Annotated in this window: 24 protein-coding genes; 13 read left to right on the top strand and 11 right to left on the bottom strand. The window is 68.5% G+C overall.

Translation table 11 applies throughout. The annotated features are described in order from the left end of the window. Positions 1-59 precede the first annotated feature (59 nt). From MCHLDSM_RS25045 to MCHLDSM_RS25035, 3 genes are all read left to right on the top strand, one after another. Entirely contained in the window at positions 60-500 is a 441-nt protein-coding gene (locus tag MCHLDSM_RS25045) for a pyridoxamine 5'-phosphate oxidase family protein (RefSeq protein WP_131722689.1), read from the top strand. Between the two features lie 172 nt (positions 501-672). Continuing rightward, the gene (locus MCHLDSM_RS25040) at positions 673-1,887 is read left to right on the top strand and encodes a cation:proton antiporter (protein ID WP_048472469.1); all 1,215 of its coding nucleotides are present in this window, start codon (positions 673-675) and stop codon (positions 1,885-1,887) included. A gap of 73 nt (positions 1,888-1,960) precedes the next feature. Further along, positions 1,961-3,181, top strand: a complete 1,221-nt coding sequence (locus MCHLDSM_RS25035; protein ID WP_048472468.1) for a cryptochrome/DNA photolyase family protein — start codon at positions 1,961-1,963, stop codon at positions 3,179-3,181. 10 nt (positions 3,182-3,191) lie between these two features. On the opposite strand, the gene MCHLDSM_RS25030 is transcribed toward MCHLDSM_RS25035, so the two are convergent. From MCHLDSM_RS25030 to MCHLDSM_RS25010, 5 genes are all read right to left on the bottom strand, one after another. Continuing rightward, positions 3,192-3,815, bottom strand: coding sequence for a CIA30 family protein (locus MCHLDSM_RS25030; protein ID WP_234714180.1), 624 nt, complete (start codon positions 3,813-3,815; stop codon positions 3,192-3,194). Then, positions 3,805-4,275, bottom strand: coding sequence for a DUF4174 domain-containing protein (locus MCHLDSM_RS25025; RefSeq protein WP_048472964.1), 471 nt, complete (start codon positions 4,273-4,275; stop codon positions 3,805-3,807). The genes MCHLDSM_RS25030 and MCHLDSM_RS25025 overlap by 11 nt, the downstream gene beginning before the upstream one ends. Positions 4,276-4,337: 62 nt before the next feature. Further along, entirely contained in the window at positions 4,338-5,324 is a 987-nt protein-coding gene (locus tag MCHLDSM_RS25020; protein WP_048472466.1) for a zinc-dependent alcohol dehydrogenase family protein, read from the bottom strand. Further along, on the bottom strand, positions 5,306-5,590 hold the full coding sequence (locus tag MCHLDSM_RS25015) for a hypothetical protein (RefSeq protein ID WP_048472465.1): 285 nt from the start codon (positions 5,588-5,590) through the stop codon (positions 5,306-5,308). Before MCHLDSM_RS25015 ends, MCHLDSM_RS25020 begins: the two co-directional genes overlap by 19 nt. Then, positions 5,591-6,577, bottom strand: a complete 987-nt coding sequence (locus tag MCHLDSM_RS25010) for an NADP-dependent oxidoreductase (RefSeq protein ID WP_048472464.1) — start codon at positions 6,575-6,577, stop codon at positions 5,591-5,593. A 105-nt stretch (positions 6,578-6,682) separates the two neighbouring features. Here MCHLDSM_RS25010 and MCHLDSM_RS25005 point away from each other — a divergent pair, with 105 nt between their 5' ends. Next, entirely contained in the window at positions 6,683-7,291 is a 609-nt protein-coding gene (locus MCHLDSM_RS25005) for a TetR/AcrR family transcriptional regulator (RefSeq protein ID WP_158023740.1), read from the top strand. 123 nt (positions 7,292-7,414) lie between these two features. Continuing rightward, entirely contained in the window at positions 7,415-9,217 is a 1,803-nt protein-coding gene (locus tag MCHLDSM_RS25000) for an alpha/beta hydrolase (protein ID WP_048472463.1), read from the top strand. Here MCHLDSM_RS25000 and MCHLDSM_RS24995 read toward each other — a convergent pair. From MCHLDSM_RS24995 to MCHLDSM_RS24980, 4 genes are all read right to left on the bottom strand, one after another. Further along, on the bottom strand, positions 9,198-10,019 hold the full coding sequence (locus MCHLDSM_RS24995; RefSeq protein WP_048472962.1) for an alpha/beta hydrolase: 822 nt from the start codon (positions 10,017-10,019) through the stop codon (positions 9,198-9,200). The two genes, MCHLDSM_RS25000 and MCHLDSM_RS24995, sit on opposite strands and share 20 nt — an antisense overlap. Before the next feature lie 83 nt (positions 10,020-10,102). Further along, positions 10,103-10,510, bottom strand: a complete 408-nt coding sequence (locus MCHLDSM_RS24990) for a hypothetical protein (protein WP_234714179.1) — start codon at positions 10,508-10,510, stop codon at positions 10,103-10,105. Positions 10,511-10,532: 22 nt separating this feature from the next. After that, the gene (locus MCHLDSM_RS24985) at positions 10,533-11,291 is read right to left on the bottom strand and encodes an SDR family NAD(P)-dependent oxidoreductase (protein WP_407661907.1); all 759 of its coding nucleotides are present in this window, start codon (positions 11,289-11,291) and stop codon (positions 10,533-10,535) included. A gap of 17 nt (positions 11,292-11,308) precedes the next feature. Further along, positions 11,309-12,319, bottom strand: coding sequence for an alpha/beta fold hydrolase (locus MCHLDSM_RS24980; protein WP_048472460.1), 1,011 nt, complete (start codon positions 12,317-12,319; stop codon positions 11,309-11,311). 83 nt (positions 12,320-12,402) lie between these two features. On the opposite strand from MCHLDSM_RS24980, the gene MCHLDSM_RS24975 reads away from it, so the two are divergent. The 5 genes from MCHLDSM_RS24975 (at position 12,403) to MCHLDSM_RS24955 (ending at position 16,830) form a co-directional block, all read left to right on the top strand. After that, positions 12,403-13,305: a LysR family transcriptional regulator gene (locus tag MCHLDSM_RS24975; RefSeq protein ID WP_048472459.1), complete on the top strand. Its 903-nt coding sequence runs from the start codon at positions 12,403-12,405 to the stop codon at positions 13,303-13,305. A 105-nt stretch (positions 13,306-13,410) separates the two neighbouring features. After that, positions 13,411-13,830: an NAD(+)--rifampin ADP-ribosyltransferase gene (gene arr, locus MCHLDSM_RS24970; protein ID WP_407661906.1), complete on the top strand. Its 420-nt coding sequence runs from the start codon at positions 13,411-13,413 to the stop codon at positions 13,828-13,830. Positions 13,831-13,960: 130 nt separating this feature from the next. Next, positions 13,961-15,061 carry a coiled-coil domain-containing protein gene (locus MCHLDSM_RS24965; RefSeq protein WP_048472961.1) on the top strand — a complete coding sequence of 367 codons (1,101 nt, stop codon included), beginning with the start codon at positions 13,961-13,963 and terminating at the stop codon, positions 15,059-15,061. A gap of 66 nt (positions 15,062-15,127) precedes the next feature. Further along, positions 15,128-16,210, top strand: a complete 1,083-nt coding sequence (locus MCHLDSM_RS24960; protein ID WP_048472457.1) for a sensor histidine kinase — start codon at positions 15,128-15,130, stop codon at positions 16,208-16,210. Next, positions 16,192-16,830, top strand: a complete 639-nt coding sequence (locus MCHLDSM_RS24955; RefSeq protein WP_048472456.1) for a response regulator — start codon at positions 16,192-16,194, stop codon at positions 16,828-16,830. The genes MCHLDSM_RS24960 and MCHLDSM_RS24955 overlap by 19 nt, the downstream gene beginning before the upstream one ends. Here MCHLDSM_RS24955 and MCHLDSM_RS24950 read toward each other — a convergent pair. Continuing rightward, entirely contained in the window at positions 16,815-18,293 is a 1,479-nt protein-coding gene (locus tag MCHLDSM_RS24950; RefSeq protein ID WP_048472455.1) for a multicopper oxidase family protein, read from the bottom strand. The genes MCHLDSM_RS24955 and MCHLDSM_RS24950 overlap by 16 nt on opposite strands. 127 nt (positions 18,294-18,420) lie before the next feature. Beyond that, complete coding sequence (locus MCHLDSM_RS24945; protein ID WP_082169066.1) at positions 18,421-19,509, bottom strand: methyltransferase; 1,089 nt, start codon at positions 19,507-19,509, stop codon at positions 18,421-18,423. A gap of 50 nt (positions 19,510-19,559) precedes the next feature. On the opposite strand from MCHLDSM_RS24945, the gene MCHLDSM_RS24940 reads away from it, so the two are divergent. From MCHLDSM_RS24940 to MCHLDSM_RS24930, 3 genes are all read left to right on the top strand, one after another. Further along, a complete protein-coding gene (locus tag MCHLDSM_RS24940; protein ID WP_109788952.1) occupies positions 19,560-22,085 on the top strand; it encodes an excinuclease ABC subunit UvrA in 2,526 nt (841 codons plus the stop codon). A gap of 119 nt (positions 22,086-22,204) precedes the next feature. After that, positions 22,205-23,512 carry a GlnX family signal transduction membrane protein gene (locus MCHLDSM_RS24935; protein ID WP_048472452.1) on the top strand — a complete coding sequence of 436 codons (1,308 nt, stop codon included), beginning with the start codon at positions 22,205-22,207 and terminating at the stop codon, positions 23,510-23,512. Continuing rightward, positions 23,512-24,453 (top strand): glutamate ABC transporter substrate-binding protein, encoded by a 942-nt coding sequence (locus tag MCHLDSM_RS24930; protein ID WP_048472451.1) that lies wholly within the window; start codon positions 23,512-23,514, stop codon positions 24,451-24,453. Before MCHLDSM_RS24935 ends, MCHLDSM_RS24930 begins: the two co-directional genes overlap by 1 nt. The last annotated feature ends 1 nt before the right edge of the window (position 24,454 follow it).

Below are 24,454 nucleotides of genomic sequence, written 5' to 3'. Positions count from 1 at the left end.
ACGATCGAGCACTGGTAACTTCACGACTCGATCTGATTCCGCTCTTGCTAGCCTGTTTCGTGCCACGAAAACTCAGTGACGAACAAATTGAGGCGTTTCTCGACAGCCGTCCGGGCTGGGCGATGCTGAGCACCATCGACAAGGATGGCTTTCCGCATACCGTGCCCCTCGGATACTTCCGACTCGGCCGCGACATCGTCATGGGTGTGCGGGATGGGACCCACAAAGTGGCCAACGTCGAGCGCAATCCGAACGTGAGCGTCATGCTCGAAGACGGATCCACCATGGCCAACATCCGGGGAGTGATGTTCCAAGGTCACGCCCGCATCGTCCGCGAACCCGGCGAGGCACTGGAAGTCGCCAGGGCCGGGGCCCGAGCGCGGGGTGTGCCGGAGTCCGAATGGCCCACCGCACCCAGACCGGGCTCTGCCTATATCCGCGTGACACCCGTGAGAACAGTGTCATGGGACTACTCGGAACCGACGTCGGATCACGGGTAGCTACTCCGAGCGTCGCGGAAGGAAGCTGCTCCTCTCGATCTGATTGCGCGGCAACGGATTCGTGGTGCGCCGTTGGACGTGCGTCTCTCGGGCTGCGAGGTGATCGGTTTCTTCACGACTCGTCCTGCAGCAGTTCACCTGTGTTTGCCGGCCGGCGGATGATAATGACGCGATGTCGTGGTCGATCGCCGGTCTGGCGGCCGTGCTGGTGGTGTGGTCACTGTTCGCGCGTCGGCTCAGCCACTGGCAGGTCACTCCCGCGCTGATCCTGGTGCTCGCGGGCACCGTCTTCGGCTGGCTCACCGACGATGCACTGGCCGGCCGCCTCGAGGCCCGTGTCGTCGAGCCCATCATCGAGGCGATCCTGGCGATCGTGCTGTTCGAGCACGCAACCCGGGTTCATGGCGGATTCTTCGGCGGTCATACCCGCATCGTGTTGCGGCTGCTGTTCATCGCCTTGCCGATCGGTGTGGTGCTGGCTGTGATCCTGGGCGCCGGTCTGATGCCCAGCCTCACGCTGGCGCAACTGCTGGTGCTCGCGTGCGTCGTGGTCCCCGTCGACTTCGCGCCGGTGGTGTCCTTCCTGCACGATCCTCGGATTCCCGAGCGGGTTCGCCACGTGTTCAACATCGAGGAGGGCTACTCCGACGGGGTGATCGCGCCGGTGTTCCTGCTCGCGCTCACGATCGCCAGTGGCGAGCACACGCGGTCGGAGGGCGTGATCTACGCGTTGCGACAGGGCATTCCGCACGTCGCCATCGCGGTCGTGCTCGGCGTCGCCATCGGTGCGTCGGCCGCGTGGTGCGCCAACGCGGCCGATCGCCGCGGGTTGATGACCGAACAGTCGCGCCGCCTGCTGATGCTCGGCGTGCCGGTGCTGACGTACACCCTCAACGTCGGCCTGCACGGCAACGGCATCGTCGCCGCGTTCGTCGGCGGCATCGCGTATCACAGCGTGCGGCACTACGTCGACGAGGAGCGCGAGCAGGAGTACATCGACGACGTCGGATTCGTGTTGGCGGCGGTGGTGTGGTTCGTGTTCGGCGCCGTGGTGTGGGAGAAGCTGCACGACGGCGTCGCAGTGGGTCAAGTGGTCTTCGGGGTGCTGGTGCTGACCGCGGTGCGTGCCATCTCGGTCGCGGCGGCGACGGTGCGATCGCCGCTGAGCGGCCCGGAGCGGGTCCTGTTGGCGTGGCTCGGCCCCCGCGGCACGGCGAATGTCGCGTTGGCACTGTGGGCGTACATCGTCATACCCCCCGGACCGGGCGACACGCTCCTGTCGGTGGCCATCGTGGTCGTCCTGGGCAGCGTCGTCCTGCACGGCGTCGCGGCCCCGATCTTGGTGAGTCGCATGGCGTCTCGCGCGACCACAGAGGTGGCTCGGTGAATGCGGACACAGGCTGTGCGCAGGTTGTGGCGTCTGTCCGCCAGGCGCGGTCACGCGAACCTACACTCGCAATGTGCGCCTGCCCGTCCCGCCCACCGACGACTCGGCGATCCGCGCGTGGGTGGACGATCAGCTCGGTGATCTGACCACACCGCCACCGCGGGCGAGCGACCCGCCCGCGCGGGGCGGCCAGACCGCGGCCGACGCCGCGCTGCAGTCCTTCGATGTGACCGGCTATGCCCGGCGCCGCAACGAGGTGTGGCCGCCGCAGCGTCGCGGCGCGTCGCGGCTGTCGCCGTACATCCGGCACGGCCTGCTGAGCCTGCGTGAGGTGTGGGACCACGTCGCCGGCGGTCCGCCACCCGACGTCGCCAAGTTCCGTGACGAGCTGCGGTGGCAGGAATACGCCCGTCACCTGTACGCCCGCGTCGGCGTCGCGTCGTCAGAATCGTTGCGATACAACGTCATCGAGCATACGGAACCCGCTCCCGAACAGTGGTCGAGCGAGGCGCGCTGCCTGGATCTGTGTTGGAGCGAACTCGCCGCCGGCTGGCTGACCAATCAGAGCCGGATGTGGCTCGCGTCGCACTGGACGGTTCGTCAGGGGTGGGGCTGGCGCGACGGCGAGGAGCTGATGTTCCGCCATCTGCTCGACGGCTCGCGGGCAGCGAACCGCCTGGGCTGGCAATGGACGGTGGGTGCGCTGACCGGGAAGGCCTACGGGTTCTCGCGCTGGCAGGTGGAGAAGCGGGCTCCCGGTCTCTGCGCGTCGTGTCCGCTCGAGCGGCGCTGTCCGATCGCGCGGTGGCCCGCCACACAGGATCCCGAGCGGCGGAACACGACCGACTCTCGGCTACGTCATGACAACCATCCCGACATCACCGGCGGCCCCGCGACCCCACGGCACACCGCCGAACCGGAGGCGGTCTGGATGACCGCGGAGAGTCTGAGCGATCGGGATCCCGCTGTCGCGGCGCATCCGGGTCTGCCGGTGGTCTTCGTCTTCGACGAGCCGCTTCTGCGACGGCTTCGGTTGTCGCAGAACCGCCTGGTGTTCCTCGCCCAGTCGCTGGCCGACCTCGCCACCCGCCGCGAAGTGCAGGTGCACCGCGGCGACCCCGTGCAGGTGCTGTACGACATGGCTTTGGCGACGACATTCGCGCCGGTTCCCGGCTGGCGGCGCCGGGCGTCCCGGCTCGACGTCGGCGCGCTCTATCCCTGGCCCTGGTTGGAGCGGCCCCGGTCAGGGTCAGTCGGATCGTTCACCGCGTGGGCGAAAGCTCGGCGGTCCTGACCGCGGGTCCTCAGATGTCGGCGTCGATCCCGTTGACGGTCAGCGTGAACGGGCCCTGCTGCTTGTCGAGGATGTAGAGCGACACCTCGTTGATGCGTGAGGGGTCGAGGTTCCGCGGCGCCTCGGGCGCGGGATCGAAGCGCATGCCCACCGGCTGGAAACCTGCGACGGGCAAGTCGTAGGCCCGCGGGACGCCGGCCTCGGTGGTGAAGCGCTGGATGTAGGCCCACGGCTGCCCTGCGTCGCCCACCTTCAGCACGTACGTCTTTCCGTCGCCCATGGCGCGCACACGCAGCGACGTCGCGCCCGTCGCCTTTCGCCCGGTATCGGGGTCCTCGGGACCGCGGGCTGACGCGAACCCGCCGTTGTTCTCGAGCGAGAGGGTGCCGGAGAACACGAGGCCACCATTGCCGAACGTGACCGCCGAGGTGGACCTGCCGCCCATGACGGGGTCGTTCACCGTCGTCCAGGTGGCCACCTCGCCGGGGTTACTGAGATCGACGAGTACGACGTCGGATCCGTCAGGCGGAGCAGCCCCGGCGGACGGTTCGACACTGCCGCAGGACATGACGGCGAGCGAGCATGCCACCACGACGCCCATCAGTGCGCGCACCTTCATCTGATCAACACCCATCTGTTTCCGTGCGCATCTCACCCTGGCGCATCGGCATGCCATCGATCACGGTGTAGATCGTCTGCAGGTCCGGCACGTCGGTGATGCGCAGTTTCTCGCCGCCGTCCTTTCCGATCAGCAGCACGCGGAACGCACTGACATCGATCCCGTACTGCTGCGCGAGCCGTCGGGACTCCTCAGCGTCGATCGCTTTCCCATCGAGAGTGCTGGTGCCCTCGGCCACCAGGACGCCGAGCACCATGTCGCGTCCGACGAAGTCGCACCGACTCGCCTCGATTCGGCTCAGTGTTTCGACGAGGCGGGGATCGGTGGCGGCCGGCGCGGAGACCAGCAGCGGGCGACGTTCCCAGCGGTAGTCGTCGAGTTCGGTGGCCCCGGCGGTCCCTGATCCGAAGGCGGCACTCGCCACCAGGACAGTGAGCATCAGCGCGAGCCAACGAATACTGCGCTTGTCTGTCATGGTGACCACCAACAGTACCGGCTGCCGAACCGCCCCAGGGTTGAAGCGCACCTCCGTCTGGGCTAGAGGTGAGGCAGCACGGTCACTTTCCCGGTGGCGGTGGCGTTCTCGATGATTTCGTAGGCGTGATTGACCTCGTCGAGCGGGAAGGTCGTCGAGTGCAGGCGGGGGGCGAGCCCGCCGTGGTCGGCGAGTGCGGCGGCCTGAGACATGATGTGGCCGTGGTGCTCACGCCCGCGGCCGGTCAACAGCGGCAGCAACGTGAAGACGCCTGAGTAGGTGGCGCCACGGAAGGACAGGGGAGCCAAGCTGTGGGTGCCCCAGCCCAATGCGCTGACAACGTGGCCGGTGTAGCGCTTGACGGCGGCGAACGACGCGTCGAGGGTGGCGCCGCCGACGTTGTCGACGACGACGTCGAAGCCTTCTCCGCTCGTGTACTCATCGACGTACTCTTCTACGCCGCTCGTCGTGTAATCGATGGCCGTCGCCCCGACCTGGCGGATCACCTGCTGGCTCGCCGGCCCCCCGGTCGCGAACACGTGTGCGCCTCGAGCGAGGGCGAGTTGTACCGCGAGGAATCCGACCCCGCCGGCTCCGCCGTGGATCAGCACCTGTTCCCCGGCAGTCACATCCGCGCGATCGACGAGTCCCTCCCAGGACGTGACGAAACCCAGCGGGATGGCCGCGGCCTGCTCCATGGACAGTGCTTCGGGCTTGCGAGCGATCAAGCGCGCATCGACTGCGGCCAGTTCGGCCAGTGACCCCGCGATGCCACCGACACCGCCGGTCATACCGAACACTTCGTCCCCGACCTGAACCTGGTGAACCTGTTCACCTACGGCTTCCACCACCCCGGCCATGTCGATGCCGAGAATCGCCGGCGGCGCCATCTTCGCGTGTGCGGCCATGCCTCGGCGGATCTTGGTGTCGAGCGGGTTCACCCCACTGGCCATGACTCGAACCAGGACTTCGCCGCGGCCGGGCGTGGGGTCGGGAACATCGCGGATCTCGAGCGGGGTGTTGTAAGCGGTCAGGACTGCAGCGCGCATGGTGTCTCCTCGAGATCTGCTGTCATCTTCGCCCCGGTGGTGGATGCACCGCGGGCTATCCGGTCGACCAGTCGATGTAACCGCACCGCGTCGTCGAACGCATCGACGTTCCACACGGCAGAAGCGAGCCGGGCTGATCCTGCTCGGCTGGTCGCGACCGCGCGAAGCATGTACTGCGGCAGGGCCTGCAACGCCGGAACATGGGCGGCAGCAGCCCATCCGGTGCCCGGGCTGGCACCGATGATGCCGACTCCGATGGCTGTCATCTAGATCGTCGCCTCGTTGCCGTCGAATGTGAGGACGAGCCGGCCACGAACGCCGCCCTGTTCGAGGGCGCGGTGCGCCGCGGCGGCCTCCGCTGCCGGGAAGATCCTGGCCACACGCATGGTGATCTTCCCCTGCTCGGCGAGCACTCGGAGGCTGCGGAGCCTGTCGGTCGCATGGGTGTAGTCGGGCACCCATACGTCGCGGATCACGATGCCGCGCTCAGGGTGCAGCGTCGAGGTGCCGCGCTCGCCGGGACGGCGAACGATGGCGAGCTGAGCGCCGTCGCGCAGCGCGGGCAACACCTCGTCACCCTGCAGTGCGGCATCGACGACCGCCGCCACCCCGTCGGGGTGCCGTCGCCGAATGCGTTCTCCCACAGCGGGTCCGCGCGCAACGATCTCGTCGGCACCGAGGGCTGAGACGAGCTGCTCATCGGAGGGTGCGGCATCGGCGATCACCCGGAGCCCGTCGGCCTTGGCGAGTTGAACGGCATAGCCGCCGACCGCGCCCGCGGCGCCGGTGACAGCGAGGGTCTCACCCGGTGCCAGGTTCAACACGTCGAGCGCCCGACGGGCGGTGAGCCCGTTCATCGGAACGGTGGCCGCCTCGGCGTGACTGCTTCCGGCCGGCGCGGCGGCGACCTGGTCTGCGTCGACGACCACATACTCGGCGTACGCGCCGCCGGAGTCGTCGATCGGCATCACGATCGCCATGACCCGGTCTCCGATGCCGAGGTCGGTGGATGTGCGGGGGCCGATCTCGTCGACCACCCCGGCGACCTCCATGCCGGGACGGTACGGCGGTGACAGCGTGCTGGCGCGCAACGCCTCGTCGATGTCACCGACCCGCAGCAGAACGTCGGCGGGGTTGACGGTGGCGGCGTGCACCCTGATGCGTATTCGGCCTGGGCCGGCGTGTGGCTCGGCGACATCGACCTGGTGAAGAACCTCCGGGCCTCCGTAACGAGTGACCACCACTGCCTTCACGAGGACCGCCTCTCCTTCGGGGAACCTCCCCCATCTATCTCGACGGTAGGATCAAACGGGGAACCATCCCCAGATATTCCGCGTGACGATCACGGAGGGTCAAGGGTGCGTGCTGACGCCCAACGCAACCGGGCTGCTGCGCTCGCGGCCGCCGAGGCTGTCTACGCCGAGCACGGTGTGGACGTCTCGCTCAACGAGATCGCCCGGCGCGCCGGGATCGGCAACGCGACGTTGTATCGGCACTTTCCCAGCCGGGAAGTGCTTCTCTCGGCCGTCTACTCGGGCCATCTCGAGCGGTACTGCATCATCGCCGAAGACGCTGCGCGGGCCGACGATCCGGTGAGCGCGTTGCGCGACTGCGTCGTTTCCACCTGCGCCCTGCAGGCCACGAACCGGGGATTGGCCGATCTGCTGGCATCGCTACGGCCGTTGTCGCCACACGTCGAAAGCCTTCGTGCTCGTCACCACCGCGCCATCACTGCGGTGTTCACGCACGCGGTACGCAGCGGCATGGTGCGCGTCGACGCGTCGCCCGCCGACCTCGCAGTGCTCTTGATCGCCAACGCCGGTCTCATCCACCGGACCGTCGAGGACGCTCCGCGCGCAAGCGCTCGATTGGTCGCGCTGTGGTTGGCGGGTCTCGTCTCGCCCGATATCCCCGTCGACGTACCGCCGCCCACCGATCGGCAGATCCGCCGAGTGCTGCACCACTGACCCCCAGCGGGCCGTGACACAAAAATGACCAGATCATCGAATCTGTCTATTCGCTGTGAAACCTGTTCTAGTTTGTTGACGGCTGTCATGACGCAGTCGTCAATATCGAGGTTGGGGAGATGAATGGCGCAACTGTCAGCGTGGATGGGTGCAGGTGTGGTGGCCGCGGGTGTGTCGGCTGCGTTGATTACCGGGGCCGATTCCGCGGCCGCTGATACCGGGTCCGACACGGCGGGCGCTACCGCCAGTGCGTCCGACACCGTTGATCGTGGTCCGCGCGCGTCAGACAACGCGGATGGTGAGAGCGGCAGCGCGGAGACGTCGAGTACGACCGAGGACACCGACACCGACACCGACACCGACACCGATGCCGACACCGACGTCGACACCGACACCGAGGAGGCCGACGACGCGGATGTCGACGAGGCTCCCGACGCATCCGACGAGGATGTCGACTCAGACGCCGACACGGACGCCGGCGACGACAACCAGACCGGCGCCGACACCGACTCCCCTTCTGACCGTGATCACGACGCGGCGACCGACTCGAATTCCGATGACGAGCAGGCGGTCGAGGACGACGCCCCCGAGCTGACTGAACAGGACGACCCCGGCGAACCGGAGTCGGTCGACCCCCGGCCGGCAAGCCCCGAGGGCACCGGCGCCGAACAGAGCGCGCCACCGAGCACCCCGGCTCGACCCCTCGCGGCCACCAACACCGTTGCGGCGAAACGCGTGTCGGCCGCGTTCGCCGCCCCGACGGCAGCGGCGGCACCCGAGCCGCGCACGCTGCAGGAGGTCATCCAGTCGCTGGTGACGGAGCTCATCGGGGCGGCCATCCGGTTCGTCGCCGGCCCGCCGGTGGTGCCGCCGGGCGTCAACGTCACGGTTCGCAGCTCCAGGCTGGAGATCACCGAAGGGCGCTTCGTCCGCGCCGACTGGTACTACCCCGACGGCGACGAACTGCCGGCGCGGTTCATCTACCTGCAGCACGGTTATCGCGGTGTCGGCCCGATGTACAGCTACACCGCATCCTGGCTGGCCGAGCGCACCAACAGCATCGTCGTCGTCCCGACGCTGTCGTCGAATCCCTATGTGCGTGACGGTTTCTGGCTCGGAGACGATCAGGTGTACCGCGCCACCGCCGCCCTGCTGGTCGGGGATCGGGACGCCCTGACCGCCAGCGCCGTGGCCGCCGGCTTCGCCAAGAGGTACGGCGCCGACGCTGCGCTACCGGATCGGTTCACCCTGGTCGGGCATTCGCTGGGAGCGGGAGTCGTCGCAGGCACCGCCGGCTACTACGCCGAAGCGGTGATCGCCGGCGGCGCGGTCAACCAGCTGGCCGGTGTCATCACGCTCGACGGCGCTCCGCCCGGATCGGTGCTGGCGGATGCGCTCGACAAGCTCGACGGCCTCGGCACCTACATCCCGGTGATCGAGCTCGGGGCGCCCAGGGAGGACGGCTCGCCCCGGCGCGTCGACGAGGCGCTCAACGCGCACCGGCCCGGCCACTTCAACGGCGTGGTTCTCGACAACGGGCAGCACCTGGACTCCATGCAGGGTGGGAGCCGGGCCATCCAGCTCATCTCGTACCTCAACCAAGGGTTCCCGACCGAGCAGAACAAGTCGGCTGCCCAGACTCTCATCGCCGGATGGATCAACGACGTCTTCGCGGGCCGCATCGATTCGTCGACGGGTGCGTGCGAGGGGAGCGGGTGCGCCGGGATCTACGGCGAGCCGGGTGCGGCGGTGTCCATCGCGACCCCGGTGGGTCCCGCCACCGGTGTGGTCATCGGTACGTCGGTGGCACCGGTCACCACCGTGTTCCGGCCGCTGTCGGCGACGTCTCTGGTGTCGTCGCGGTCCACGTCGCTGCGTCTGGCCCTCACGGGGCGACCGGAGGCGGCTACTCGCCGTTCGTGGTGACGCGCTGGACGTGGCCGCAGATCCGGTCGTAGGTCGCGCGGGTGATGTCGGTCGCCGAGCTCATGATGTTGTACCCGTGGTCGACGCCGGGAGCCTCGTAGTACTCGGCCAACGCGCCTGCGGCATCGAGCTTTTCGGCGTAGCGGCGAGCCTCGTCGCGGAGCCGGTCGTGTTCGGCGGTGATCACCAGGGTCGGTGCGATGCCGGCCAGGTGCGCGTCGTCGTGCGCCGGTGAGGCCAGCCGGTCGCGCCGTGACGCGGGATCGGGGATGTAGGCGGTGTCGAAGACCTCTCCCATCCACGGCTTCATCACGGCTCGAGCACCGATCGTCGACGGCTTGTCCCGCGTGGCCGTGACCAGATCCAACGGCGCGTAGAAGAGCACCTGCAGGGCGATGTCCGGGCCGCCGTTCTCCAGTGCCTGACGGGCAGTGGCGGCGGCCAGGTTCCCGCCGGCGCTCTGTCCGCCCACGCACAACCTGGTGCCGTCCCAGGTGCGGTCACCGTCGGCGACCCACCAGGCGATGTCGTAAATCTGCTGCGGCGCTGCGGGAAACCGGTGTCTGGGGGCCAGCACGTAGTCGGGGTTGACGACGCTGACGCCGGCGCGGGCGGCGAGGTACCGGCACCACGGATCGTCCTGTTCGGGGTGGCCGACCACGAAGCCGCCCCCATGAAGATTGAGGTACACCGGCGGCCGCTCGTCGTCGTTCGGCGGGTGGTAGATCGTGGCGTCGACGGCGCCGTACCGGGTGGGGATCGACACCGTTGACGTGCGGCCCGGAATCTCGGTGAATCGCACCGCGGGTTTCGGTGCGGGATTCACCGTGGCGGCGAACAACCGCGCCAGCACATCGGCGACGGCGGGGCGGGACAGTACTGACATCACTGCGCCTGCAGGGCAACGGCGAACGACCTGCGCAGGGACCGTCGGGCGACCACCGGTAGCAGCGCCGCCAGGAGCCGGCGCCCGAAAATCGAAGGGTTGCGGGTGAGTTCGATGTCGACGCGGGTCCCCGACGTCTGCGGGGTCAGCTGGAAGATCCAGCCGCCGCCGGGGCCGAACACCTTGGACTCGTGAGTGGTGACGGTGACCCGTCCCCGGCGGGTGTCCCATTCATAGCGGGCCCGCTCCCACGCAGCCGCGGTTCCCTCGGTGACCTCGGCCCAGCTGTCGCCGAGGGCGTGGACGTGGAAGTGGTCGGCGTCGATGGTCGGCCATGTCACGGGCCGGGCGGCGGAGAAGTCGGTCAGCACGGACATCAGGTCCGGAGCGCTCAGGCGCGATGTCATCTGGAGGTGGACGGTGGGCATGTCAGATCGCCGTCGTTCCGCCGTCGACGCTCCAGATGGCGCCGTGGACGTTGCCGGCTTCGGGACCGGCGAGAAACGCGACGACACTGGCGACTTCGTCGACCGTGCTCATCCGGTGCGATGGGACCCGCTCCAGGATCGGCGCGATGCCGTCGGCGAACTCCTCGTTGCGTTCGGTGGAGATGGGACCCGGTGCCACGGCGTTCACGCGCACTCCCGACGGCCCGTACTCGGCGGCCCAGGCTTTGGTCAGCATGTGCACGCTGGCCTTGGTGGCGCCGTAGAGCGCCGACCCCGCCGCGCCGTTGATCCCACTGATGGAGCCGATGTTGACGATCGCACCGTCACCGCGCTGCGCCATCGCCGGCGCGAGGAGACCGGTCAGCAGGAAGGGAGTGATCACGCTGACGCCGAACGCGGCGGTGATCTCTTCGGCGGTGACGTCCGCTGTCGGTGCCGGCTGAACGAGGGTGGCGACGTTGTTGATCAGGATGTCGAGCCGGCCACCTGCGGCGTCCGTTGCGGCGGCCGCGAGTTCGCTGACGGCTTCCGGCCCAGTCGAGAAGTCCACCGGGACGAAAACCGCACGCCCACCTTGTGATTCGATCTGCGTGACCACCTGCTCGCCGCGCGACCGGGTCCGCCCGGTCACCACGACGTGGGCGCCGGCGCGGGCAAGGGCGACAGCGATACCGGCGCCCAGACCGGAGGTGGAGCCCGTGACCAGGGCGGTGCGCCCAGTGAGGCTTGGTGTGCTCATGAGTGTCATCCGTTTCGTCAGTTGATGTGTGTGGCGACGTCGGCGATCGCCGACGCGAACTGCTGGGGTGCCTCCTGCGGCACGTTGTGCCCGATGCCGTCGAGCACGCGGTGTTGGTAGGGGCCCGTGTAGTGCGATCGGTACGCGCTGCCGTCCTTGGCTTTCCCGTCGAAGTCGCTGCTGATCGTGATCGTCGGAATCGTGATCGCCGGCCGAGTCGCCAGGAGCTTCTCGTCGGCGTCGTAGCGGCTCTCGCCGGGTGCGAGGCTGAGTCGCCAGCGGTAGTTGTGGATCACGATGTCGACGTGGTCGGGGTTGTCGAACGCCGCAGCGCTCAGGTCGTAGGTGGCGTCGTCGAAGTGCCACAGCGGGGACGCGTTGGTCCAGATGAGCCGGTTGAAGTCCTTGGTGTGCCGGCGGTACCCCGCCTCGCCGCGTGGGGTGGCGAAGTAGTACTGGTACCACCAGCCGTACTCGGCCTGCGGCGGCAGCGGTTCGAGGTTGGCGGCCAGATCGACCGTGAGGTAACCACCGACCGCCACCAGGCCTGAAACCCGTTGCGGCCACAGCGCTGCCACGTTGTTGGCGGTCCGCCCGCCCCAGTCGTATCCGCCGAGGATCGCGCTGCGAATGCCGAGGGCATCCATCAGCGCGACGGTGTCGTGCGCGAGCGCGGCTTGCTGCCCGTTACGCATCGTTTCAGCGGACCGGAACGTCGTCGACCCGAAGCCGCGCAGATACGGCACGATCACCCGGAAACCCTGCGCGGCCAGAATCGCCGAGGCATCGGCGTAGCTGTGGATGTCGTACGGCCAGCCGTGGAGCAGGATGACGGGCCGCCCATCCGGTGGCCCCGCTTCGGTGTAGCCGACGTTGAGGTCGCCCGCGTCGATCTGAGCCACCGGACCGAGCGGGTGTGCCGGCCCGGCCGGCGGGCCGGCCTGGGCCGGCGTCGATGCGCAGCCCGCCGCGGAGATGGCGCCGGCCATCGTGGCGAGCAGTCCGAAGTCGCGTCGAGTGAGGGGCATGCCTCCATGACACTCGAGACGAGTCTTCGCGTCCAACGATTGTTTTAGATAGGAAGCATCTACAGAAGAGATAGAGTGCGCGGGTGGAGCTGCGTCAGATCGAGCACTTCGTCGCCGTCGCCAGTGAACTGAGCTTCACCCGCGCCGCCGAACGGGCGCACGTGGTGCAGTCGGCGCTGTCGACATCCGTCGCGAAACTGGAGCGCGAACTCGGCGTCGAACTGTTCGACCGGACCCGACAGCAGATCCGCCTCACCGCGGCGGGCGAGCGCTTCCGGACCCATGCCTACGAGGTCCTCCGGGTCAGTCGCAACGCTGCCGAATCGGTCGCCGAGTATCGTGGAACCCTTTCAGGCACAGTGGAATTCGGATCTCTGATCTCCTACGGGCCGATGGATGTGGCCGGCGCACTCGGTGATTTCCACCGCGAGCACCCGTTCGTGCGGCTGCGGTTGCGGTTGAGTCAGTCGGGGGCCTCGACCTATCTGTCCGCCCTGGTGGAGGGGTCGCTGGACGTCGCGCTGATCTCGGTGCCCGAACGCTTTCCGCCTCAACTCGAGATGCGCCTGCTGTTCGAGGAGCCGATGGTGTTCGTCTGTCGTGGGGATCATCCGCTGACCGCCCGTGGCGCGGTGAGTCTCGGTGATGTCGCCGACGACGACCTGGTCGGATTCCCGCCGGGGTTCGGCCTGCGCCGCCTGGTCGACGACGCCTTTCACGCCGCAGGGGTGCAGCCGCGCACGCTGTACGAAGTTCCGGCCGGGTTCGCAGAGATCGCCGCGCTGGTCCGCGCCGGCCTCGGAGTCACCTTCATGCCGGTATCGGAAGCGGGGAGATTCGGTGACCTGCGCACCGTCGACCTGGCCGTTCCGATGCTCTGGCAGGTCTATCTCGCGGCGCCTCCGGCGGACAGGCTGACCCCGGCGGCGGCCCGCTTGGCCGACGTGCTGCTGGATGCGGCTGCGGCCGCGCGGCAGGGAGTCTGATCGGGCCTCCCAGTCCAGGATACGAGCGAGTGGGGGGCTTGCGGCAAGACCCCGGTGGTGCTGCATGCTGTCTCGTTCCAGCAGGTCGGACGAAGGGTTTTGGTGTTGCAAGAGCTTGAGAAAGGTCCGTTCTTCCACGGCACGATCGCCGACGTGAGCGTGGGTGAGTTCCTCACCGCGGGCCGTCGTTCGAATTACCGTCCCGAGATCGTGATGAACCACATCTACTTCACTGCTCGTGTCGACGGAGCGGGCCTCGCCGCGGAGATCGCCGCAGAACTCGCCGGGGGCGCGGCCCCGCCGAGGGTGTACGAAGTCGAACCCACCGGGGAGTACGAGAACGATCCGAACGTGACCGACAAGAAGTTTCCCGGCAACCCGACGAGGTCCTACCGCAGCACGGCCCCTGTGCGGGTCGTCCGGGAGATCAGCGAGTGGACTCGCCTGACACCCGAGGAGCTGCAGACATGGCGGGAGCGACTCTCCGTGCTCCTCTCCGACGACGGCGGCGAGATCATCAACTGAGCCGGATCTCCCGAGGGTCGGCGATCACGCCACCTCGGGTAGACATCGCCGGCCGCAGTTCGTAGCCTTTCCCGGGACATCGACATCGGGGCCAGGGTCGGTCCATGGAAGAGGGATCGTGACCATCCGCGTGACGGGCGTTCGCCACTGCCTTCGACGCACGGTAAGTGGTCTCGGGGTCGCCATCGTGGTGGCCGCCGCGGCGATCGGCGACGTTCAGGCGGATCCCGCCGACGACGCGCTGGCCCGGCTCAACGAGCTGTCCCAACAGGCTGTGCAGAGCCGCGAGGCCGTCACCGCGGCCCAGCGCGACGCCGACGCCACACAGGCGGAGCAGGTCGCGGCGGCCGACCGTCATCGCGCCGACCTGGCGGCTCTGGACATCGCGAATGCTCAGCTCCAGCCGTTTCAGGCAGCCGTCGACCGGGTGGCGGCGATGGACTACATGAGTGGCGGCGACAGTCAGATGGTCGCGGTGCTCACGGCGGTCTCGCCGCAGCACCTCATCGACCGGCTGTCGCTGCAGCGGATGGTGGGCGCTACCACGGCGGACCAGATGAAGGCCTACCGGGCGACGCGAGAGCGTGCGGCCACCGCCGCGCAGGCTTCGGAGCGCTCGGCCGCCGACGCACGCGCCGCGGCCGAGCGGGCCGCCGCGGTCCGGGCCGAGCTCCAGGCCAAGTGGCAGGACCTCCTGCGCCAGATCTCGGCAGCTGAGGCGCAGTACGCGGCGTTGACACCGCGACAGCAGGCGATCGTCGACGCGCCTGCGCCACCGGCTGCGCTGCCCCCGCAGGACCCGGCGATCGTTGCGATGCCCGGCGTGCCGCCCGGGGACCTGGCTCCGCCGCCCGCGCCCGCCCTCGCCGACATCCCCGAGGCACTGCCGGTCGGCGTGGCGAACGAGGCCGGGCTACAGCCCAACACAGTTCTGGTGGCCCGGGCCGTCAGCCGGCAGTTTCCCCAGATCGCCACCATCGACGGAGTCCGGCCGGACTCCAAGCCGTGGCATCCCCGCGGTCTGGCGATCGATATCATGATCCCGAACCCCGACAGCCCCGAGGGCATCGCGCTCGGCGATCAGATTCGCGCGTTTGCGTTGGCCAATGCGGGTCGATTCGGCCTGCAGGATGTGATCTGGCGGGGGACCTACTCCACGCCGGCCGGCCCGCAGGCCTCCGGTTACGGCCACTACGACCACGTCCACATCACGACGACGCCCCGCGGCTGATCGATCGTCCGGCCTCGCCGGGTTCAGTGTGGCGGCGACCGACACGGGCCGGGATAGCCTGATCGCGTGCGGCCCCTCGTGCTCCGGAGCGCACCGCTGCTGCTGACACCGGTGCTCCTGGTGGCGAGCACTTTTCCTGGCGAGTTCCGGGTGTCGGTTCAGTATTGGGCGTTGGCGTGCTCGGCCGCCGCGATCTTCCTGCTGGGTGAGCGGTGGCCGTTTCCGGTGACGCTGGCGTTGTCCGCTCTGGCCGTACCGATGTTCGCTGCCCAGGCGTGGGGCCTGTCGGGCCTGGTGCCCTACCTGGGGGCGGTGGCACTGGCGGAGCTGATTGCCCGGACCGATCGCAACCGCCTCGTGGTCACCGCAGCGGCCGCGTGGCTGGCAGCGCTGGTCCTCGGGGTCGCCCTCGACGACCACGCACAGCGCTGGGGAGCCGCCGACATCACCGTCGTTCTCGCGGCTTTCGCGATACCGGTCTTGCTCGGTCTGTACCTGCGCGGACTGCGGCAGGTCAAAGTGGCCGCGGAGGCTGAGGTCCGGGCGCAGGAACGCACGGCGATGGCGCGGGAGTTGCACGATCTCGTCGCTCACCACATGGCGGCCATCGTGCTGCGCACCAGCGTTGCCGAACACGTGATCGGCGGGGACGCGGATCCGCGGATCGCCGAGGTCCTCGAGGACGTACACCGCACCGCCGCGGACTCACTCGCCGACATCCGCCGTTGGCAAGCGGCGCTGCGTGATCCGGCGTTGTACGAAGTGGCCATGGTGGAGCCCGAGGCACTGTGGCGTGAAGTCGAGGCCGCCGTCCAGCGCACCCGCGCGGCGGGTTTCCGTGTCGATGTCGATATCGACCGGGGGACAGTCGAATTGGACGCGATGGCGCGGCTGACGCTGCTGCGGGTGACGCAGGAATCGCTCACCAACGTGATGAAGCACGCCGATCCGGGTGGTCCGGTGCGTGTCGTGATCGCCCGTTCCGACGGCGGGGTGGAAGTTCGTGTCGACAGCACCGGGATCGGTGACCAGCGGGGTGGCCTCGGTGTCGTCGGCATGTCCGAGCGCATCGCGACGGCGGGCGGCAGATTGGCCGTCGGACGTCGTGATCGAGGCTGGCAGGTACGGGCATGGCTACCAGCGTCCTGATCGCGGATGACCAGCGTCTGGTCCGGGCGGGTCTACGGATGCTGTGTGAAGCTGCTGACGATATCGACGTGGTCGGCGAGGCGGCGGACGGGGCTCAGGCTGTCCGACTGGCTGCCGAACTCCAGCCGGACGTCATCTTGATGGATCTGAGGATGCCCGGTGTCGACGGCGTCATCGCCACCAGCCAGGTGATGGCTGCTCGCGCAGTGGCGAAGGTCCTCGTGCTCACCACATTCGACGATGACGACCACCTGTATCCCGCGCTGGCCGCGGGCGCCGCGGGCTTCCTGGTCAAGGACACCGGTCCCGCCGAGTTGGTGGGAGCGATACGGCGCATCGCGGTCGGCGACTTCGTCCTTTCTCCGCATCTGCTGCAGCGGTTGGTATCCCGGGCCGTCGAGGTGGGCGCGCCCCGGGACGTGACCACGGCCGTCCCGTTGACTGCACGCGAGCGGGATGTACTCCGCCTGGTCGTTCAGGGTCTGTCCAATCAGGACATCGCCGTCGCACTTCACCTCGGCGTCACGACTGTCAAAACCCATGTGTCGAATGCGGCGGCCAAGCTCGGCGCACAGAATCGTGTGCAACTCGCGGTGCACGGATATCAGCTCATGGCGTGATCGTGTGTGGCCGTCCCCGGCTGCTCGGCGGCCCGCTCCTGCGGACCGAGCACCAGGAACTGGCCCATCATGCCGCGGTCCTCGTGCATCGTCAGATGACAGTGATACATGTACGGCGCGCGGGGATCGGTGTAGTCCGCGAATCGCACCGCGAGCCGGATCCGTTGTCCCGGTGGGGTGTAGACCGTGTCCTTGAAGCCGGCCAGGTGCGCCGGCGGCGGTTCACCGTCGATGTCGATGATGCGGAACTGCGTGTCGTGGACGTGAAAGTTGTGTGGCCAGTTGTCCACATTGCGGACGGTCCAGACCTCGTCGGTGTCGACGATCGCATGAAAGTCGATGCGGTCCATGTCCATTCGTCGTCGATTGATCATGAACCACTGCAGGTCGAACTGCCGTTGCACGGCGGCCGTTGCCCCGCGCAGCGGCGGCAGCGTGGCCAGGGACGCAGGCAGCCTCGCGCTGGAGCGCAGGCTCTGCTCGGCGATCAGGTCCACGACGGTGAAGGTGTCGTCGACGCCGAAGCGGCCGGCTTCGTCGGCCGCGAGGCCCGCTCGATTCTCCAGAGGAAACGATCGCAGTGGTATGCGCTCCCCGGCACGAAGTGCGACGACGATCTCGGCCCGTTCGCCCGGACTCAACTGGATCCGGCTCGCGGGTACCGGCTCGGCGAGGAGCCCGCCGTCGCTGCCGACGATGTGGAAGACCCGGGTGTCGCTGAATCCGAGGTTGTACAGCCGGGCCCCGGAACCGTTCAGGATGCGCAGTCGCACACGCTCCGTGTGCACGGTGAGATGCGCTCCCGCAATGCCATTGGTCACGAGGGTGTCGCCCAGCAGGCCGATGTCCGTCGGGTCGGACTCGTCCAGCGCACCGGCTCCCGTGAAGCGGCGATCCTGGATGATCAACGGTATGTCGTCGACTCCGTACTCGTGCGGGAGGTCGACCTGTGGGTCGTCGTCGACGATGAAGAGTCCGGCGAGTCCGCGATAGACGTGCTTTTCGGTGGCGCCGTGCGGATGGGGGTGATACCAGAGCGTCGCTGCCGGCTGCCTGATCTGCCAGCGCGGCTCCCAGGATCCGCCGGCCGGCACCATCTGATGGGGTCCGCCGTCGGCCGCGGCGGGTACGTGCATTCCGTGCCAGTGCACGGTGGTGGGCTCGGCGAGCGTGTTCTCGACGCGCACCGCCACGGACTCACCGCGCCGTGCGCGCAGAGTCGGACCCAGGATCGAGCCATTGAAGCCCCAGGTGTCGGTGCGCACTCCGGTCACCATTTCGGTCTGGCCGGCCATGGCGCGCAGTGTGAAGATGCGGAAGCCGTCGGCGTCGACGGTGGAGTCCGCCAGCGGGGGAATCGGCAGGGGACGCGTCGACGGTGGAACGCGCTGATCGCGGGAGCAGGCCAGGCTCATCGCGAGAGGAGCCGCGGTGAGGCCGACGAGCAACTGCCGGCGCGTCATCGAAGGGGAAAGCACCCTGTCAGCCTTCAGTGTGCGTGGCGGGACCGAATCGTCCGCCGGGCCGGGAAACGACGACCCGGGGGACCTTGTGCGGGCCGGTGAGACGTGCTACCCGGGGGACGACCCGTCAGATCTTCTCCGCCTCGATGAGGTCGTGCGGGACGACCGAGAACGTCCGGCCGGTGGGCCGCAGGCCCGCGCCGGTCAGCAGGTCGGACAGTTCGGCCGCGGAGCGCAGACGTCCGCCGTCGCGTTGGGTCAACGTGTGCAGGTCCAGCAGCGGGGAGAACGCGTTCGGCCGGTGAGGCGGCTGGAGGTACTCGATCACCACGAGCCTGCTGCCACGAGGCATGGTCGCCGCCACCGCGTTGAGGATCTTCGCGCAGCGTTCGTCGTCCCAGTCGTGCAGCACGTCCTTGAGCAGGTAGACGTCGGCCGTGGTGTCGACGGCGCGGAAGATGTCGCCCTCGACGCAGTCGACGCGGTCGGCGACCCCGCGCTCGGCGAGGAGTCCGCGGGCCTCGGCGATCATCCCCGCACTGTCGACCAGGACGCCGCGCACGTCCGCACCGGCCTCGGCCACGATCACCGACAGCAGCGTGCCGATCCCGCCGGCGACGTCGCACACCACCGCGCCGTCCGGCCACGGGTAGACCCGCGCGATGGCGCGGGCACTGATCTCGGTCGCCTGGCGCATCGTCGCCGCGAACACGCGTTGCTCCTCGGGATGCGCGGCGTACCACTCCCACACCGACATACCGTGCACGATCTCGAAGGCGCTGCGGCCGCTGCGCACACTGGCGGCCAGGCCACCCCAGGCATCGACCGTCGACCGCATCCCCTTGTAGCGCATCCAGGCCCGCAGTGACGCGGGGTGGTCGGTGCGCAGCACCGCACCCATCCGCGTCAGCTTCGCCGCCCCCGTCCGGCGATCGATCGTGCACAGACCGCACGCGACGGCGCCGCGCAGCAGGCGATACGTGGTGTCCTCATCGCAGTCGATCCGGGCTGCGATCTGCGGCGCGGTCATCGGCCCGCCGGCCAGCACGTCGGCGATGCCCAGCTCGGCGATGGCGGCGGCGACCTGGACGCCGCCGACGCCCTCACCGAGATCGAGCATCGCGATCTGGGGCGGCACCAGCATGTCGGCCAGCTGTTTGAGTCTGCGCCGCAGGGCGAGCGTGGCCAAGACCACGGGAAGAGGCGTCGACGGCATCCGGGTAGGTTAACCGGGATCGGACTCGCCGGTCCTCCACAATGGGTCAGATGGACGGCGGTAGGGGACCAGGCACACACGAACCCGATCCCTATCTGCGCGTCTACGCATCGCGTGTGCACAATTTGAAGACCGTGGACGTCGCCGCCCCCCGCGACTCCTTCGTGGTGTTCACGGGGGTGTCGGGATCCGGTAAGTCCTCGCTGGCGTTCGGCACCATCTATGCCGAGGCCCAGCGCCGCTACTTCGAGTCGGTCGCACCGTATGCCCGCCGATTACTGCTGCCTCAGGACGCGCCGAAGGTCGACGACATCACCGGGTTGCCGCCGGCGGTCGCGCTGCAACAGCGCCGCGGCTCCGCGACGTCGAGGTCGACCGTCGGTACCGTCACCACGCTGTCGAATCTGCTGCGCATGCTGTTCTCCCGCGCCGGAACCTTTCCGCCCGGTGCCACCGTGCGGCTGGACTCCGATGCGTTCTCGCCGAACACCACCATCGGTGCGTGCCCGGAATGCCACGGCCTCGGACGCGTCCACAAGGTGACCGAGCAGACGCTGGTGCCCGACCCGTCGCTGACCATCCGCGACGGCGCGGTGGCGGCCTGGCCCGGAGCCTGGCAGGGGCAGAATCTGCGCGACATCCTGATCACGCTCGGCTATGACATCGACAAGCCGTGGCGCAAATTGCCCAAGCGGCAGCGAGATTGGATTCTGTTCACCGAGGATCAGCCCACCGTCGAGATCGATCCGAGCCAACATCCGGTCACCGCTGACTACTACTACAACGGCACCTTCTCCAGCGCCGAACGCCACGTCCGCCACACACTGGCGAACTCGCAGAGCGCGGCGATGCGACGCCGGGTGCTGCAGTTCGTGCACAGCACCGAGTGCCCCGTCTGCGGTGGCTCCGGGCTGCGACCCGAAGCGCTCGCGGTGACCTTCGCCGGCCGCACCATCGCCGAGCTGACGGCCCTGCCGCTGACGGCCCTGACCGAGGTTCTGTCGCCGGCGGCGATCAGGACGGAGTTCGCCGCGGCTTACGAATCCACCGAGTCCGGCGAATTCACCGAAGTGGCCACCATGATCGCGTCCGACCTGGTCGCCCGGATCGCCGTGCTGGTCGACCTGGGGCTCGGATACCTGAGCCTGAACCGCCGCATACCGACGGTGTCGCCCGGCGAACTGCAGCGCCTGCGGCTGGCCACCCAGTTACGGGCCGGGCTGTTCGGCGTCCTGTACGTACTGGACGAGCCGTCGGCAGGTCTCCATCCGGCCGATGCCGAACCGCTGCTCGACGTGCTGGACCGGCTTCGGCGCGCCGGGAACTCGCTGTTCGTGGTCGAGCACGACATGGATGTGGTGCGCCGCGCCGACTGGATCGTGGATGTGGGTCCCGGCGCCGGTGAGCTGGGCGGCGACGTGCTCTACAGCGGGCCGGTGGCCGGCCTCGCGGAGATCGAATCCTCGGTGACCCGACGGTTCCTGTTCGCCGACGAGCCGCCGGCCCAGCGACCCGCCCGGACGGCGATCGGCGTGATGCGGTTGCGCGGCATCACGTTCCACAACCTGCACGATGTCGACGTCGACATCCCGTTGGGGGCGTTCGTCGCCGTCACCGGGGTGTCGGGATCGGGCAAGTCGACGCTGGTCTGCAAGGTGCTCGGCGATGTGATGGCCCGACAGTTGGGGAACCCCTCCGAACCCGACGACACCGGGGCCGACGGTGATGTCGAACTCCTCGACATCGACGTCGACTCCAGTGTGGGGGTGACCGTCGAGGGCGCCAAGGTGATCGACCGTCTCGTCACCGTGGACCAGCGGCCGATCGGACGCACTCCGCGGTCGAACCTGGCGACCTACACCGGGCTGTTCGACGCAGTCCGTAAGGCGTTCGCCGGCACCGCCGAAGCCCGTCGGCGAGGCTGGAGCGCCGGCCGTTTCTCGTTCAACGTCGCCGAGGGTCGCTGCCCCACGTGCCAGGGCGAGGGTTTCGTGGCGGTCGAACTGTTGTTTCTGCCGGGCACCTACGCCACCTGTCCGTCATGTCGCGGGGCCCGCTACTCGGACGAGACCCTCGAGGTCACCTACCGCGGTTGCACGATCGCCGATGTGCTGGCCCAGACCGTCGACGAGGCCGCCGACTTCCTGAGCGATCTGCCCAGCGCCGCACGGAGTTTGGCGACGCTGCGCGACGTCGGGCTCGGGTATCTGCGGCTGGGGCAACCGGCGACCGAACTGTCCGGCGGGGAGGCGCAACGCATCAAGTTGGCGACCGAGTTGCAGCGGGCCAAACGGGGCCACACCCTCTATGTCCTCGACGAGCCGACCACGGGGCTGCACCCGGCCGACGTCGAGCTCCTGGAACGTCAGCTGCACCGCCTCGTCGACGCCGGGAACACCGTCGTGGTGGCCGAACACGACATGGCGGTGGTGGCCAGGGCCGATCACGTCATCGACCTCGGACCCGGCGGCGGGGACGAGGGCGGTGCGGTCGTGGTGGCAGGCGCGCCGGCAGTGGTCGCCGCCGATACGGTGAGCCGCACGGCGCCCTATCTCGCGGCGCAGCTGGCGCCTTGAATCCGGGCAGCCGTCGGCTACGGGCAACCACCTTCGGAATCCGCTCGCAAGGGCTAGCGTGCGATCCATCGGTACTGGACGGAGGCGTCCAGGCCCAACGTGCGGTGAGGTGATGTCACGTGGGCGGGAGTCGGCTGGCGCAGCAGCGGCTGCGCACACTCGACGAGTCCCTGCTCGTCGACGACGAGGAGGCAGACCGGCCGGTCCTCGACTTTCTCAGAGCAACACCGGGCCGGATGGCGTTGCTGGCCGTGGTCCTGGTGGTTGCGCTGCTGGGGGTCGGCGCGGCCACGTCGAAGACGGTGTACGACCGGCAAGGCCAGCTCGAGACACTGCGATCGCGCACCGAACCGCTGGCGGACGCAGCTCAACGAATCTACAGCGCCCTCTCGTTCGCGAACGCGAGCGCGGCCACCGGGTTCCTGTCCGGTGGCGTCGCGCCCCGCGACGTTCGCGCCCGGTACGACGCCGCCGTCGGACAAGCGTCTGCCGGCTTGGTCACCGCTTCGAATGGCGTGTCCCCCGATGATGTGCACTCGCTGCGGATGCTGACTGACGTCTCCAATCAACTGTCGGTGTACACAGCGATCGTGGCGACCGCTCAGGCCGGCAACAGAGCGGGTAACCCGATCGGAGTCGCGTACCTCAACGAATCATCGGCGTTGATGCAGCAGGGCATCCTGCCGGCCGCCGGACAGTTGTATGCGAGCCAGTCCGATGCCGTCACCACCTCGGAGCGCTCCATCGGCCCGCCCCACGTCATGATCGCAATGGGTGTCCTCGTGCTCGTGTTGCTGGTGCTCTCCCAGGTGAGGCTTGCCCGGCGCAGTCACCGTCGGTTGAACTCCGGATTGCTGCTCGCGTCGGCGTTGATGGCGGTGTTGGTGGTGTGGTTGACGGTGGCGGGGCTGGCGTCTGCGCATGCCGCCGGCAATGCGCTGATGCAGGGCGGTGAGCCGATGAACACGGTGGTGAAAGCACGGATTCTCGCCCAGCAGGCCCGCGCGGAAGAGATCCTCGGGTTGCTCAAGCGGGGCTCCGACTCGATGTCCGACATGAGATTCGAGGAGCGCACCGCACAGATCGGGTGGCTGCTCGACGAGCACAGAGTCGACCGGGCGGCCGAGCCACTAGATGGCTGGATGCAGTCGCATCAGGCGATCCGAAGCAAGCTGGCAGACGGTGACTACGGCGGCGCAGTGGCGATCGCGCAGGATGACGCGCCACAGCATTCAACCGTCCAGTTCACGCAATTGGACACGGCGCTACGGGACGAGATCACCCAACTGCGCGAACGGCAGCGCGACGGAATCTCGCGGGCCTACACCGCGCTGAACCTCCTTCCGTTCGGCGCGGCGGCGATAACCGTGTTGGCGGCGCTGGCGGTGGCCGCCGGCATCGCGCCACGACTGAGTGAGTACCACTGATGCGTACGATCGCAGCTGTCCTGGTCGTGGTCTCGGTGCTGGTCGGCAGCTGCGCCACGGTGCGGCCCCTGACCGACGTGGCCGCCTCGCTCACCACGCTGCCGATGCCCAGCGGGGCCGAGGTGGCGCCGTCCGTGTCCGGCGCCGCAGTCGAGAGTTGCGATGCCACTGCGAGTTTGCGCCCGTCCTCTGAACCCGAGCCCACAGTCGATGCGCTCCGGCGGCGCGGCCGAGTGGTCGTCGGCATCGACCAGAACAGCAATCCGCTCAGCTTCCGCGATCCGATCACCGGCGAATTGGAGGGGTTCCTCGTCGACCTGTCCCGCGAGGTCGTCAGGGACCTCGTCGGCGATCCCGCCAAAGCCGATTTCCGTCTGGTTGCGGAGCCCGACCGCATTCCCGCGGTGCAGAACGAGACCGTGGACATCCTGACGAAAGCGACGACGATCACCTGTCCACGTGCCGAGCAGATCGCCTTCTCCACGGTGTACTTCGAAGGCAGCCAACGGCTGTTGGTGCCACGAGGTTCGCCGGTGCGGGAACCGGCCGATCTGGCAGGCAAACGGATCTGCTCCGGGCTGGCGACGACATCCATCGCCACCGTCGCCCGGGTCGCACCGGCGGCGACCATTCTCGGTGTTCCGAACATGGACGATTGCCTGGTTGCGCTCCAGCAGGGTCAGGCGGACGCGGCCAGCACCGACGATGTCCTTCTTGCGGGCATGGTGGCCCAGGATCCCAATCTGGAGATCGTCGGACCGCCTCTGGAATCCGAGCCGTACGGCATCGGAATGAACAAGTCCCAGGACGACCTGGTGCGGGCGGTCAACGCCAGCCTCAACCGAATCCGAGGCGACGGGACCTGGGTGGCGCTGTACCGGAAATGGCTCACCGCGCTCGGCCCCCCGCCGACACCCCCGGAACCGAAGTATCGGGATTGAC

The organism is Mycolicibacterium chlorophenolicum (assembly GCF_001044235.1).
In the GTDB taxonomy this organism is placed as follows: domain Bacteria; phylum Actinomycetota; class Actinomycetes; order Mycobacteriales; family Mycobacteriaceae; genus Mycobacterium; species Mycobacterium chlorophenolicum.
This window is presented reverse-complemented; position numbering and strand designations above follow the sequence as displayed.